Annotated in this window: 11 protein-coding genes and 1 pseudogene; 4 read left to right on the top strand and 8 right to left on the bottom strand. The window is 61.3% G+C overall.

The features are described 5' to 3' along the window. Positions 1-6: 6 nt before the first annotated feature. Entirely contained in the window at positions 7-1,092 is a 1,086-nt protein-coding gene (locus ABIB06_RS06735) for an ABC transporter substrate-binding protein (protein ID WP_354045612.1), read from the bottom strand. 211 nt (positions 1,093-1,303) lie between these two features. After that, positions 1,304-2,188 carry an AraC family transcriptional regulator gene (locus ABIB06_RS06730; RefSeq protein WP_354045614.1) on the bottom strand — a complete coding sequence of 295 codons (885 nt, stop codon included), beginning with the start codon at positions 2,186-2,188 and terminating at the stop codon, positions 1,304-1,306. 957 nt (positions 2,189-3,145) lie between these two features. Here ABIB06_RS06730 and ABIB06_RS06725 point away from each other — a divergent pair. Together ABIB06_RS06725 and ABIB06_RS06720 are read left to right on the top strand one after the other, a co-directional pair. Then, positions 3,146-3,601, top strand: a complete 456-nt coding sequence (locus tag ABIB06_RS06725; RefSeq protein WP_354045488.1) for an RbsD/FucU family protein — start codon at positions 3,146-3,148, stop codon at positions 3,599-3,601. Positions 3,602-3,897: 296 nt separating this feature from the next. After that, positions 3,898-4,258 (top strand): annotated as a pseudogene (locus ABIB06_RS06720) (ABC transporter permease subunit); the annotation flags it as partial. Positions 4,259-4,397: 139 nt separating this feature from the next. Here the strand turns inward: ABIB06_RS06720 and ABIB06_RS06715 are convergent. Further along, on the bottom strand, positions 4,398-5,423 hold the full coding sequence (locus ABIB06_RS06715) for an aldo/keto reductase (protein ID WP_354045490.1): 1,026 nt from the start codon (positions 5,421-5,423) through the stop codon (positions 4,398-4,400). Positions 5,424-5,620: 197 nt separating this feature from the next. Here ABIB06_RS06715 and ABIB06_RS06710 point away from each other — a divergent pair, with 197 nt between their 5' ends. Then, a complete protein-coding gene (locus ABIB06_RS06710; RefSeq protein WP_354045492.1) occupies positions 5,621-6,520 on the top strand; it encodes an SMP-30/gluconolactonase/LRE family protein in 900 nt (299 codons plus the stop codon). 36 nt (positions 6,521-6,556) lie between these two features. Here the strand turns inward: ABIB06_RS06710 and ABIB06_RS06705 are convergent, their stop codons facing one another. The 5 genes from ABIB06_RS06705 to ABIB06_RS06685 all read right to left on the bottom strand — a co-directional run bounded on the left by ABIB06_RS06705 (position 6,557) and on the right by ABIB06_RS06685 (position 11,654). Beyond that, positions 6,557-6,736 carry a hypothetical protein gene (locus ABIB06_RS06705; RefSeq protein ID WP_354045494.1) on the bottom strand — a complete coding sequence of 60 codons (180 nt, stop codon included), beginning with the start codon at positions 6,734-6,736 and terminating at the stop codon, positions 6,557-6,559. A gap of 118 nt (positions 6,737-6,854) precedes the next feature. Beyond that, on the bottom strand, positions 6,855-7,814 hold the full coding sequence (locus ABIB06_RS06700; protein WP_354045496.1) for an ABC transporter permease: 960 nt from the start codon (positions 7,812-7,814) through the stop codon (positions 6,855-6,857). Continuing rightward, the gene (locus ABIB06_RS06695) at positions 7,811-8,923 is read right to left on the bottom strand and encodes an ABC transporter permease (RefSeq protein WP_354045498.1); all 1,113 of its coding nucleotides are present in this window, start codon (positions 8,921-8,923) and stop codon (positions 7,811-7,813) included. Before ABIB06_RS06695 ends, ABIB06_RS06700 begins: the two co-directional genes overlap by 4 nt. Next, positions 8,916-10,457, bottom strand: a complete 1,542-nt coding sequence (locus tag ABIB06_RS06690) for a sugar ABC transporter ATP-binding protein (RefSeq protein ID WP_354045499.1) — start codon at positions 10,455-10,457, stop codon at positions 8,916-8,918. Before ABIB06_RS06690 ends, ABIB06_RS06695 begins: the two co-directional genes overlap by 8 nt. A 66-nt stretch (positions 10,458-10,523) precedes the next feature. Further along, the gene (locus ABIB06_RS06685; protein ID WP_354045501.1) at positions 10,524-11,654 is read right to left on the bottom strand and encodes a sugar ABC transporter substrate-binding protein; all 1,131 of its coding nucleotides are present in this window, start codon (positions 11,652-11,654) and stop codon (positions 10,524-10,526) included. Positions 11,655-12,347: 693 nt separating this feature from the next. On the opposite strand from ABIB06_RS06685, the gene ABIB06_RS06680 reads away from it, so the two are divergent. Next, on the top strand, positions 12,348-13,349 hold the full coding sequence (locus ABIB06_RS06680) for an autoinducer 2 ABC transporter substrate-binding protein (protein WP_247447676.1): 1,002 nt from the start codon (positions 12,348-12,350) through the stop codon (positions 13,347-13,349). Positions 13,350-13,368: the final 19 nt, after the last annotated feature.

The raw sequence follows: 13,368 nt of genomic DNA, 5'->3' as shown, positions 1-13,368 counted from the left end.
GAAGCTCTACCTGGTAATGCCGAGCTTCTCGCAGCCTTCGGCATAGCGGCCCCCGCAGAGCACTTCGGCTGTCTGGATCGGCTTGCCGTTGATCCGTTTATCGACGATCTCTGCCTTGAGGTTGTCGGCCGTAACTAGCGTCGGCGTGAACAGCTGCGACGGCGTGTTGAACAGCGTGGTTTCAGATTTTGGCTTCTCCCCTGCGAGCAATTGGACGGCCACATTGGCAGCCGCGGCCGCGACGATCTCGCTTGGCTTGTTGATGGTGTTGTATTGGTCCCCGGCAATAATGAGTTGAAGCCCCGCGATCGTAGCGTCGTTGCCGGTGACCGGCGGCACCGGATTGACTCCTGCAGCCTTGAGAGCGGCGATCGCGGCACCGCCGGTTCCGTCGTTGGCGGCCACGACGCCCACAATCTTCTTTCCGAAACGGGTAATCTGGCCGCTGGCCCACTGCTGCGCCTTCGGCGGCGCCCAATCCGGCGTGTCGTACTCGGCGAGGGTCTTGTATCCACTGCCGGCCAGACCGTCGTGGATGCCGTCCCTGATCAGCCCGGCCGCGGCATCGGTCGGTGAGCCGTTGATCTCCAGCACGCCGACATCATCGGTCGGCACCTTGGTTGCCTTGAGATGGTCGACCAGCGATTTGGCAATTGCCTTGCCGATCGCCTTGTTGTCGAAAGACACGTAGAAGTCCGCGGGCGTGGAGGGGATCGGCCGATCATAGGCAATGACCTTTACGCCCTGCTCCTGGGCCTGCTTCACGAGCGACGCCGCAGCGGTGGAATCGACGGGGTCGATGACGATCACCTTGGCCCCCTGCGAAATGACGGAATTGAACTGCTGCTGTTGGTGCGACGCATTGGCATCGGCGTTCTGGTATAGCACCTTGCAGGACGGGCACAGCTTGCTCATCTCAGCCACAAAACCAGGGCGATCGTGTTCTTCGTAACGTGTCGAAGCCTGGTCCGGCATCAGAAAAGCGACCGTGGCGCCCGATACCTTGGCATTCTGACCGAAAGCGGGGCCGCCAGCCAGGACGCACAAGGCGAGCGCCGCCATCCCGACTCCGTTCAATGATGCTAGTGTCATATGGTCTTCTCCCTGGGGTGAGAGCAACCGTTCCGGTTGCCTTGAATGCGTGGGGTTGGCGCCGGGGAACCGGACGTCCCTCTCTTTTTGCCAATCGCTGAACACGACAATCTTCCTTTCGCCGAACCGGTCGAAGCCGGTTCGCGCCGTGTTTGTCGATGATACGTTGTCTCCCGCGCTTCCAGCTACGCGGCCATCCTGTACAGCCCCCTCATGCAGCTTTGGGCGCTTTGATGTTCTCAAACAGTAGCCGCCGAAACTCTGATGGCGTCATTCCCTTTTCGGCGAGGAATTGTCGGTTGAAATTCGAAAGGTTGTTGTAGCCGATCTCGTAGCAGATGCTTGCGATCGAAGCCTGCTCATCGCTCATCAGAATCTGGCAGGCAAGATTGATCCGCAGCCGCTTGACATATTGCGTCAGCGACATTCCGGTGTGCTGGCGGAACGCACGCGAGAAGGCGCTTGTGGTCTGGCCTGCGATCTCGGCGAGATCCATCTCGCTGAACGGCTTGGTCAGATGTTTGCGGAGATAGGCGAGCGCTTTGTTGATGCCAACGGACATATAGCCGGACGGATCGGGCAGATAGCTGGCACTGGCCAGCATGCGGGTGCCCCGTGCGCGGCTCAACACGCCGGCGATCAGCATGAACAACTCGATGCGGCGCACGCCGTTGGCATGCATGGTCTCCTCCAGCAACGGCGACAGCTCCTTACTGGTTTCGCCGCTGAACAGCACACCGCGCCGGGACGATTCCAGCACCGGCTGCAGCGCCGCTAGTTCAGGTAGCGCTTTGATGGCGCCGTCGATGAACTCCTCGCTGAACTGGATGATGCGGCAGCGCAGCGGAATGCTAGTCCCCGGTGGAATGTCGCTGACCCAATTGTGCGGCAGGTTGGGCCCAGTCAGCACTAGATTGCCGGGCGCGAAATTGCCAATGAAATCGCCAACGAAGTAGCGGCCGGAGGTCGCTGCCACCATGTGCAGTTCATACTCCGGGTGAAAATGCCATCGTACGGTACGGAATGGATAACCGTGAGACCAGGCGGCAAACGACTCGCCGGGCCTTATCTGGACCAACTCGAGATCCGGCTCCATGTCCTTCCTCCCAGTCGTATGCACTCGCCGCAACGACCCCGTTCCCACCCGGCCGACTTGCTCGCGGCTCTTGTTTGATCGTAACGGTAGGCGACCACGTCGATGCCTGCCACCACATTTGGCGGCCAATCATGATACTTTTTTGACGCGAGTGGTACCCTAGATCAAGTCGTGCCGGCGACAGATCGGACCGTCTCAAGGACCACCACAGTTGCCGATCAGGATAACGTGCGTCGTTGTTCCCGATTGGGACTCGGTGGCGGAGGCGGGCAATATCAGTGGGTTCTTCAAGAGCCGCGTCCAGCGTAGCGCGGCCGTAGCGGCGCTGTCCAATAGCGACCGATCGCTACCTCGTCGATGTTCCGGAAATTCGATCTGCGAGCACGAACGGCAGAACAATCGGCTGCCACAATGAGTCTTTCGGCAAGCGTCGGATCGAGTCCTGCGCCGTCATGTAGCGGAAATCACCACGTCCGTCGCCATCGACGATCGGGGCACCCACGGATGAAACTTGCGGGTTAGGAGCGAGTGAGAGCACGCGCTTGCATTCGCTAAGGCGTCCACCGGGCGCCTCGTCCCGCGGTAGTAACGAAGCTCAACAGCTCCTCCTCGCAATAAGACGCGCAGCGGCTGGTGATGCGAGATCCCCGGCAAGCGCGCCGGCGCTCCTCGAGTATCCGCTTCTCACCGTGCGACCAGAAATAGCAGCTTGGGAGATACTGCGCCAGGCGTATGAAGAAGGAGCTATTCTCAAATCAAGCGTCACCCGACGGGATGGTCCGCTTCAGTGCGAGTTGGGCCCGCTCGAACTTTCGAGCCGGCTGCCCCACGACGGTGCCGCCTCCAAACCCGCAAACTGAAATTTTGTCGAAGTACGAATCCAAATCGCGCAGACACCCGAGCATTGACGAACGGTCGCTGATCTAACTAGCATGGGAGGAACATAACAGGCGCGTCATGCTGAAGTCGATTGATCCCATTCTGAATGCGGATGTCCTCTACGCGCTGCGATCCATGGGGCATGGCGACGATCTCGTGCTCTGTGACGCAAATTTCCCGGCCGACTCCGTTGCCCGCCAGACGGTGCTCGGCAAGCTATTACGTATCGACAACGTCAGCTCGCCTCGAGCTGCGCGCGCGATCCTCTCGGTGCTGCCCCTAGATTCGTTTGTCGACAAACCCGCCTTGCGTATGCAGATCGTGGACCAGCCCAACGAAGTTCCGACCGTTCAAGTGGAAGTGCAGAAGGAGATCGACGCTGCGGAAAGACGCGCGCTTCCGCTAGGGTCGATCGAGCGATTCGCCTTCTATGAGCTTGCGAAGAAATCGTACTGCGTGATCCAGACCGGCGAACGGCGCTTCTATGGCTGCTTCATCTTCAAGAAGGGCGTCATCACGCCCGATGCAGCCTAGCCGACGCCGTCGGCGTACGCGACAAAGCCTCACGTCGCGCTTGCGGCCCAACTACTGCCTTGAAGACGGTTCGACTTAAACAGCGTCAAACATGGGGAGGACCTCGTGTTCAAACGGCAAGGCGCGAGAGCTGACTAACATCTTAGACAAGGTCGACGCGCAGACCGATGCGAACAACATCGCGACGGCCTGGGAGAAGCTGACAGACCAGATCGGCGAGCAGATCGGGCTCCATAGGGCGTCTTCATGTCGCAGCTGAACAGAGCCCCGGCTCTGGTCGACATCACCTTCGGCCCACGTTGACGGTGCTGCCGATCGTCATTTAGATCATGCGCGACCAGTTCAATGCGATTCCTGTCGAGCTGGATGAAGCCGCCTATGTTGATGGCCTATCGGCATGGAGCGCGTTCCTGCGCATCATTCTTCCGCTTGCGGTCTCCGGCATGGTCGCCGCCTTTGTCCTCTCGCTGATCCTGTGCTGGAATGAATATTTCTTCGCCGCGCTACTCACGAGCACGGATGCCAAGACCCTGCTCGTGACGGTGGGGGCCAGACCGGCTCGCAAGCATCGACTGGCGGTCGATGACCGCATTGTCGACGGCCGCGATCGCGCCGCTCGTTATCGTGGGCATCTTCCTCGAACCCTATATCGTCAGCCGTTTGAGACGGGTGCCGGGCAGTAGCGGCGAACCACTGGATGAGATCAAGTACGGCCGGTCGTCGCGGCGCACCTCCCCGCGCGGAGAGAGATGATCCGTGTCCTCGGCTTGCACCGATTCAAGCGTATTCATCCGGTCTACGTCGGAACAGGCGCTTCCGATTCCAGCAGGCGCGCGGCTTTGAGATCGCTCCAGAGCGCGGACGGCACTGTGGCGCTCAGCGCTGCAACGTTACGCTCGACCTCCTGAGCATTATGCGCCCCGAGCACCACGCTCGCGACCGCGGGATGACCGAGCGCGAAATGTAGAGCGGCCGTTGGCAGCGCGACTCCATGAGCTGCGCAGATATGCTGGATTTCGATAACCTTCGAAAGGATTTGCGGCGGCGCGTCCTGGTAATTGTACTTGGCTCCCTTAGTGGCGCCCGTCGCCAGAATCCCCGAATTGAATACGCCGCCGAGCAGCACGGCGATGCCCTGCTTCAGCGCCAGCGGCATGAACTTCTCGAGTGCCGGCTGTTCCAGCAGCGAATAACGCCCGGCGAGCAGCATCACCTCGAAGGATCCGGCCTGCGCGAAGCGCACGCATATCTCCGCCTCGTTGACGCCGATTCCGATGCCTGCGACCACGCCTTCGGAACGAAGTTTGTCGAGCGCTACATAGGCCCCGGACATCGCCTCGCGAAACCGGTCCTTAATCGCGTCCTTGCCGTGGGTCCACACATCGACATCATGGATCAGCAGCAGGTCGATCCGGTCGGTGCCAAGCCGTAAGAGCGACTGCTCGACCGAGCGCATGGTGCCATCATAGGAGTAGTCGACGATGGCCCGGTGCGGCTGTCCGCCAATAAATCCGGACCGAGTCTCCGGCTGGTGAAACGGATCCATCCAGCGACCCGTCTTGGTGCAAAGCACCACGTCCTTGCGCGGCACGCGCCTGAGCGCCGTTCCGCAGCGATGCTCCGACAGGCCATTGCCATAGTGCGGTGATGTATCGAGCAGATTGATGCCGAGTTCGAAGGCGCGGCTTGCGGCTGCAATCGTAGTCTGGTCGTCGAGCTTGAGAAAGAGATCGCCGAGCGGTGCGGTTCCGAACCCGAGGATGGAGACTTCGAGCCCGGTCCGACCAAGTGAGCGGCGCGGCAAAGCTGATTGCGAAACCATGATGGCTTGCTCTCCCTTCTCCGCGCCTCGCTCGCGCGCTGGTCTCATTTGGCAGCGACGCGCAGCGTATGTATTTGCCGTCACATGTCAACGCGAAGAATGCGTCCCCTCGGGCTGTTCCGCTCGTGCCGTCGGGCTGTTAAGGATAGCGGAAACTGGCACGCGGGGCCTCACGACCTGCGGCAAAAGGAGGAACGATGCTCCCCTATGTCACGCACGATGCGCGCTTTGCACGCCTGGTCTTCGGCCACGCCAATCTCGAAAAGCTCACCAGCGGCTGCCGCTGGGCGGAGGGGCCCGCTTACTTTCCAGCCGGCCGCTATTTGATCTGGTCCGACATTCCGAACAACCGGATGATGCGCTTCGACGAGACCGATTCATCGGTGTCCGTGTTTCGCTCGCCTAGCTTCAACTCGAACGGCAATACGACCGATCGGGAGGGGCGGCTAATCACTTGCGAGCACTTCATGCGCCGCGTCACCCGGACCGAGCACGACGGCTCCATCACCGTGCTTGCCGACCAGTTCGAGGGGCGTCGGCTGAACTCGCCCAACGACGTCGTGCTGAAATCGGACGGCTCGGTCTGGTTTTCGGATCCGACCTACGGCATCGATAGCGATTACGAGGGCCAGCAGACAAAATCTGAAATTGGCGCCTCGAACGTGTACCGGATCGATCCTGCGGGCGGCGAGATCACCCTCGTCGTCTCGGACCGGGTGCAGCCGAACGGACTGGCGTTCTCGCCGGATGAAAAGGTGCTTTATGTCGCCGATACCGGTGCGACGCACGTCGATGGGCTGCCGGCGACGATCTGGTCATATAGCGTGCAGGAAAAGAAGGTCGCTGAGCCCTCGCTGTTTTCCACCTGCCCCGACGGCCTCTACGATGGGTTTCGCTGCGACATCCATGGCAACGTTTGGACATCGGCGGGACGGAGTGTGTTCTGCTACGCAGCCGACGGGACCCATATCGGCACGATTCCCGTCGGCGAGATCGTGGCGAATGTCTGTTTCGGCGGTCCGCAGCGGAACCGCCTCTACATTTGCGCACAGACCTCGCTGTATTCGATCTTCCTCAATACGCGCGCGGTCGTGTAAAGGGAAAACGCTTGGTGGCGGCGTGGGGCGCCATCCTCAACCGTTCTGCCGGTGCTTTTGGGGCCCGTCGGGCCTCCCGCCGCTCCGCAGATCGGATTCGAGTTCCTCGACGATGGCGTGAAGCAGGCGTATGGCCAATGGATCGGTCACCTCGCGCTCCAGGAAGCGATAGCGCGCGATCCGGACTTGCTGCTCTCTGAACTCCATGTCGGTCATAATACGTGGTCACCGCCGATACGACTCCGAGCAAGGAAGTTCGTTTTGCTAAACTTTTCAGATCATTCGCGATGGTTTCCATTCGTAAAGCAAGGCGGGGCTTTGTGAGCCCGGCCGTCTAGCTCGTGACGCGCTCGCCGCGCCCGTAGACGAGCAGCATGAAGATGATGACGAGGCCGTAGATCACCTGGCGGCCTGCCTCCGGCATCTCCATGATCGACAGTACGCTGTTCAGGAGCACGATCAGGACAACGCCGATCAGCGTGCCGAGATAGCGGCCGCGGCCACCGAGGATGTTGGTGCCACCGATCACGACCGCCGCGATCGAAGGCAGCAGATAAGCATCGCCCATGCTCTGATAAGCCTTGGTGGAATAGCCGGCGAGCAGCACGCCGGCGAGCGCGGCAGCGAGGCCGCAAAGGACGAAGCAGACCACCGTGACACGACGCGTATTGACGCCGGCGAGATAGGCTGCCGCCTCCTTGTTGCCGATGGCGTATATGTAGCGACCGAGCGCCATGCGCTGCAGGATGACGACCACCAGCACGGACACCGCGGCCCAGACGAACAGTGCGTTCGGAATGCCGAGCGTGCGATCTCCCGCTAGCATCCGCATCAGGTCGGTCGCTGCGGTCTGCGGCGCGTAACCGCCGGTATGCGCAACCATCAGGCCGCGCATCACGGCATTCACGCCCAGCGTGAAGATCATTGAGGGGACCCGCAGATACGCGACCCCGACGCCGTTGACGAGCCCGACCAGAATGCCGATCCCGAGCCCGACCGGAATGGCGAAGGAACCGCCGACCGAGGTCGCCATCATGGCGGCGGCGGCCAGCGTCCATGGAACCGATAGATCAATTTGCGCGATCAGAATTACGATCATCATGCCCGCCGAGACGATGCCAAGGAACGCACCGATCTGCAACTGCTGCAGCAGATAGGCTGGCGACAACAGGGGGGCGCTGCCGAAACGGGCGAACGTGTAAACCGTGCCGGCGACGAGGATGACGAGGATGAACAGCGCCGCAATCAGGATCGGTCGATCGTCCCGTGAGAGGCCGAGTGAGGCCGTCGTCATCGAAACAGCTCCAGCGTGTTCCTGACGCGCAGCACACCCAACGCGCCGATGCTGACGGCGGCGAGCAGGATCACGCCCTCGAATAGCGGCTGCAAAAGAGGCGCAATGTCGAAGATACGGAAGAAGAAGGAAATCACGCGCAAGACCATGGCGCCGAAGATCGACCCGATCGCACTGCCCGTCCCGCCGAGCAGCGAAGTGCCGCCGATCACTACGGAGGCGATGGAGTTGAGCGTATAGGCGCCGGCCTGCGGAATGTCGGCATTCCCTGACGAAGTCTGGATGGCGAGGAAGAGACCGCCGCAGCCGGCGAAGAACCCCGCGAGCGTGAAGGCGGCAATCTTGGCGCGCTCGATCGGAAGGCCGGACATATAAGCCGCGCCCTCGGCCGAGCCGATGGCATAGACGGCTCGGCCAAGAAGGGAGCGGCGGAACGGCACCCACACCAGGAGCGGAATGAGAACGAGAAGCACAAAGGCCACCGGGATCCAGGCGAGCGGCCCAAACCAGGGAGCTGCGCCGTCGTCGAAGATGTGCACGGTGGATGCGAAATCGCCGAGTGAATTAGTCAGCGCCCAGTTCAGATCCTCATCGATCTTGCCGCCCGGGGTCGGACGCAGGAACAGCGCGATGCCAATATAGACCGCGCCCGTCGCAAGCGTCGCGATGATCGGTTGGATGCGCCCATAGACGACGACGCAGCCGTTGATAAGGCCGGCAGCCGTGCCGATCGCAAGGCACACGGCGATCCCAAGCAAAATGCCACTCACGCCGCCCGGAAAGGTGCCGAGGCTGAGATGCACGCCAAACATGTCGAGATGCAGCGGCGCACCACCTGCCGCGCCGGTCAGCAGGTAGCTCGCAAAGCAGCCGACCATGGTCATGACCGCGCCAACGGAGAGATCAAGACCCGACATCAAGACTGGCACGGTCTGCGCCATCGCCAGCATGGCGAGCGCAAAGATTTCGTCGCCATTCTGCACCAGCACGGCGGAGGAGAAACCCCGGGGGTGCGCGGCGTTGTAGAAAATGTACAGGGCGCAGAATAACAGGATGGCGGTGAGAAGACCGATGTTCTGGCGGATCCTGATCGCGAAATCGTCAAGCATGCGCGGCCCCCGCTGCGGAATCGGTGTCGATATTCAGGGAACTCGCGACGATATTGGTCTCGGTGAGGTCGTCGCCCTCGAGCTCGCGCACGATGCGGCCGTCATACATGATGACGACCCGGTCGCAGCAGCCGATCAGCTCGTCATAGTCCGTCGAGTAGAACAGGATCGCGGCGCTTTGGTCGGCGAGTTCGCGCATCAGCCGATACAGCTCCTGCTTGGTGCCAACGTCGATGCCCCGTGTGGGATCGTTCAGCAGGATGATGCGCGGATCGGTCATTAGCCATTTGGCGAGCACCACCTTCTGCTGGTTGCCGCCCGACAGCGTCGAGACGGCATCACTCGCTGCGCTCAACTTGATCTGCAGCCGCGCGATGGCGCGCTGGATTGCCGTGCGTGCCTTGCCGGCATCGATAAATGGGCCAGTGGAGAGGGCGTCGAGCGAAGCGATCGCAAGATTGTCCGCGATCGACATCGGCAACATCAGTCCCTCGGTCTTGCGGTCCTCAGGCACGAGCGCGATGCCGACCGATTTTGCCGCCGCTGGGGAGCCGGGACGCACCTCGCGGTTGGCCACCGAGAGGCGACCGGTGACGCCGCGCAAAACGCCGAACAGAGCGAGCAGCAGCGACTTCTGGCCCTGACCATCGAGGCCGCCCAGGCCTACGATCTCGCCGGCACCGACGCTCAGCGAGATGCGGTCGAGATGCTTTTCCCAGGACAGAGTCTCGACCGCCAGCATCAGCTTCGCAGCTTTGCGTGCCGGCTTGGCCGGGTACTGGGCCGCGATGTCACGCCCGATCATGAGCTGGACAATTTCGGCGGTAGAGCGCACCCCCATGTCGAAGGTCTCGATATGGCGGCCATTGCGAAACACGGAGGCGCGGTCGGCGAGCGCTTCGACCTCGTGCATGCGGTGCGAGATGTACAGAATTGCGACGCCTTCGGCCCTGAGCCGTGCCAGCACCGCATAAACCTTCTCCACATCGGCGCTCGTCAGTGCCGATGTCGCCTCGTCGAGGATCAGCAACTGCGGCCGCTTGCCGAGCGCCTTGGCGATCTCGACCACCTGGCGCCTCGATAGGGGCAGATCGCGCACGTGCCTCAGGGGATTGATATCCTCACAACCAATTTCGGCCAAAAGCTCTTCGGCGCGGCGGCGCTGGGCCTTCGCATCGATCAGGCCGAACCGCCGCGGCGGGGATGCAATGGAGATGTTGTCCGCGACCGAGAGGTCGGGCATCAGCGATAGCTCCTGGAAGATGCAGACGACACCGGCCGCATTCGCCGCCGACGGCGTGGCGAAGCTGACCTCGCTTCCCGCGAGGTGCATGCGGCCGCTGTCGGGCTGCACCACGCCGGCAATGATCTTGATCAGGGTCGATTTGCCGGCGCCGTTCTCGCCCAGCACGGCGTGGATCTTGCCGCGCTCGCAGGCGAAATCGACCCTTTCCAACGCGCGAACGCCGGCATAGCGCTTCGAGATGCCGGCAAGCTCCAGGAAGGCGGATTGCGTCGGGTTGGCAGCCGGCATGGCCGGGCCTTCACGCAACGACGGCCCGGCGAAAGCCGGGCTGTGGCAGATACATCGCTGGAGCCGTCACTGGCTGTTCTTCTCGCTCTGCGACATGATCTCCGGCGCAGTGAAGTTGACGCCGCACGGTGTGAACTGGTTCGGCGCAAAGAAGTTGGCATTGAGCTCAGGCCAGTAATTCGTGCCTGGCTCGAGATCCTTGTAGGTCGCTACTGGAATCGGAATCGAAATCAGCTGCGGCATGGCATTGCCCTGCAGCGCCGAGATCGCCGCCTTGGTCGCGATCGCCACCAGCGCCGGCGACTGGCCGTAGGACATGCCTTTCAGTCCGTCCTTAGCGTGATCGGCGATCTGCTTGCGGTACTCATTTTCGCCCTCGCCCGACATCGGCACAAAGGGATGCTTGGCAGCCATCAGCGCCTGCACGGTGCCGTCGGATCCGCCTTGGGTGAATACTCCGTCGAAATGCCCATGCACAGCCAGCGCATCCGCAGTCACCTTCTGCGAGGTGCCGGTGTCCCAATTGCCAACCACCTCGGTGATTTTGAAGCTGTTGCCTGGCGATTCCATGACCTCGCGGAAGCCGAGATGACGGTCGCGGTCGACAGAGTTTCCCGGCAGGCCGCGCACTTCGAGGATGTCGCCAGATTTCTTGCCGCTCTCGTCGATCAGCCATTTGGCCGACATGCGGCCCATTTCCTTCTGGTCCTCGTTGACCATCATCACCTTGTCGGTGTCGAGGACGTTGTCGAACGGTACCACCACGACGTTGTTTTTGTCGGCAAGGCGGATGATGCGATCAAAACCGTCGGGCGCGACCGCAATGGTGACAATTGCGTCGAAGCCTTGGTTGATGAAGTCCTCCATCGCGCCGAGTTGCGCTGCCACATCGGTCCCGGTGGAAACGACCTTGAACTCCTTGATATTCTCCTTGATACCCGGCTGATTGGCGAAAGCCTTGGCAGTCTTCACCATCTGGATGCGCCAGGTGTTGCCGACGAAACCGTTGACCAGCGCGATCCTGTAGGGCCCTGCTTTCTTGGGCCACTGAAAAAATTTGGTCCCGGACGACCATGGCTTGAAGCAGGCGGGGTCGGCGCCGGGGCCGGAGACCACCTTGGGACCTGCCAGAGCACTGACCGACGACAGCAGCAAGCCGGCACAAGCCAGCGCCGCCAGACGAAGCGTCCACACCATGTCATTTCTCCCTGAGCGTTTCTGTTCCACGTTAGCGCGGCGCGTTGCCATGCCGGGAATTGACCTTCCCGTGCGCGTGCCGAGCTAGGATGGCACGCGACCCGCGATGCTGACAAGCCGAGGGCGGACGCTCGGGCGCGAGACACGATGTGAACGCACGGCCGAACGATGACGATTGCGGGAAGCAGAAAACGTAACAATGACAGTCGGATGTTCGTGGCCGGCAAGGGATTGTGCAACGGCGAAGCCGGTCACGGCCGGCCTTTCACGGTCGCACCCACGCGCCTGACGAGAAAAATGACACTCAGGGGAAAGTGTGAAGCGCTATGCGAAAACCGAACGAAGCCCGCTTGCAGAAGTTAGATCTTGAAGCCAGAAGCTGGGACTATTTGCTCTTCCGGCGGGGTGGCGTGGCGCTCCTTCGCTGAAGATGATGGCTGTAGGAACGTCGATCGCTCGCAGCTCCTCACTCAGCAGCTCGAAGAAGGTGAGATCAGGTATCGCACTGCGATGACGGCTGGCGAACACGCCACTTGCTTGACACGTTCTGGAGCGCCGGTCTCTAATCTCCCTCAAGGTCCTGCGGTTGGACGGCAACACTTTCTGCCCCCAAGCAAGAACAGGCTCGACTGCGCACCCAGCGACTGTCATGTCGAGGGTGCGGAATCCAAGATAGTTTCCTGGGAGGGAACGATGGACAGACGCCAGACGCTCAAGCTGATCGGTGGTACGGCCGCATTGACCGGTGCAGGTTTTCCGGGCCTTGCCTTTGCGCAAGCCCAGAAGGAAATGGTCACGGTCGTGAAGATCGCGGGAATTCCGTGGTTCAACGCACTTGAAAAGGGAATCCAGAAGGGTGCGAAGGATTTCAGTATTAACGCCACTATGGTTGGCCCGGCGAACGTCGATCCGGCACAGCAAGTAAAGCTCCTTGAGGATCTGATTGCCAAGAAGGTCAACGTGATCGGCTTGGTGCCGCTTGATGTAAAAGTCTGCGAGCCCGTGCTGAAGCGCGCCCAGGCCGCCGGAATCAAGGTCATCACGCATGAGGGTCCGGAACAGGAAGGCCGCGATTGGAATGTGGAATTGATCGACTCCGTTCGCTTCGGCGAGGTGCAGATGGAACGTCTCGCCAAGGACATGGGCGGCGAAGGTGATTATGTGGTCTATGTCGGGACTCTCACGACGCCGCTTCACAACAAATGGGCCGATGCCGCGATTGCCTACCAGCAGAAGAATTTTCCGAAAATGAAGCTCGTCGCCGACCGCTTCCCCGGCGCCGACGAGATCGACACCAGCCAACGCACGACGCTCGACGTGATTAAGGCCTATCCGAATCTGCGTGGTATTCTCGGCTTCGGTTCGAACGGGCCGATCGGGGCCGGGAATGCTGTGCGTCAGCAACGCCTTGGCAAGAAGATCGCCGTAGTCGGCACCGTGCTGCCGAGCCAGGCCAAGTCGCTTATCGCAGATGACACGATCCGCGAAGGTTTCCTGTGGAATCCCACCGATGCAGGTTACGCAATGGTCGCGGTGGCCAAACTCGTGCTCGATGGCAAACCGATCACGGATGGCGTCGATATACCCGGCCTTGGCAAGGCAGCCGTCGACGTTGCAGGAAGGCAGATCAAGGTGGACAAGATCATGCGCATCAACAAGGAAACCGTCGACGGGCTGATCGCCGGAGGGCTCTAGGCGAACACCGGTTCAGCCG

This window comes from Bradyrhizobium sp. LB8.2, assembly GCF_040548035.1.
Classification (GTDB): Bacteria; Pseudomonadota; Alphaproteobacteria; order Rhizobiales; family Xanthobacteraceae; genus Bradyrhizobium.
The sequence above is the reverse complement of the archived record's forward strand: the minus strand, read 5'-3'. Positions and strand labels throughout refer to the sequence as shown.

Bases quoted from the DNA above. Each gene is read 5' to 3' on its own strand.
- ABIB06_RS06695 (WP_354045498.1), bottom strand. From the start codon at position 8,923: ATGCTTGACGATTTCGCGATCAGGATCCGCCAGAACATCGGTCTTCTC.
- ABIB06_RS06705 (WP_354045494.1), bottom strand. From the start codon at position 6,736: ATGACCGACATGGAGTTCAGAGAGCAGCAAGTCCGGATCGCGCGCTAT.
- ABIB06_RS06725 (WP_354045488.1), top strand. From the start codon at position 3,146: ATGCTGAAGTCGATTGATCCCATTCTGAATGCGGATGTCCTCTACGCG.
- ABIB06_RS06735 (WP_354045612.1), bottom strand. From the start codon at position 1,092: ATGACACTAGCATCATTGAACGGAGTCGGGATGGCGGCGCTCGCCTTG.
- ABIB06_RS06690 (WP_354045499.1), bottom strand. From the start codon at position 10,457: ATGCCGGCTGCCAACCCGACGCAATCCGCCTTCCTGGAGCTTGCCGGC.
- ABIB06_RS06700 (WP_354045496.1), bottom strand. From the start codon at position 7,814: ATGACGACGGCCTCACTCGGCCTCTCACGGGACGATCGACCGATCCTG.
- ABIB06_RS06730 (WP_354045614.1), bottom strand. From the start codon at position 2,188: ATGGAGCCGGATCTCGAGTTGGTCCAGATAAGGCCCGGCGAGTCGTTT.
- ABIB06_RS06685 (WP_354045501.1), bottom strand. From the start codon at position 11,654: ATGGTGTGGACGCTTCGTCTGGCGGCGCTGGCTTGTGCCGGCTTGCTG.
- ABIB06_RS06680 (WP_247447676.1), top strand. From the start codon at position 12,348: ATGGACAGACGCCAGACGCTCAAGCTGATCGGTGGTACGGCCGCATTG.
- ABIB06_RS06710 (WP_354045492.1), top strand. From the start codon at position 5,621: ATGCTCCCCTATGTCACGCACGATGCGCGCTTTGCACGCCTGGTCTTC.
- ABIB06_RS06715 (WP_354045490.1), bottom strand. From the start codon at position 5,423: ATGGTTTCGCAATCAGCTTTGCCGCGCCGCTCACTTGGTCGGACCGGG.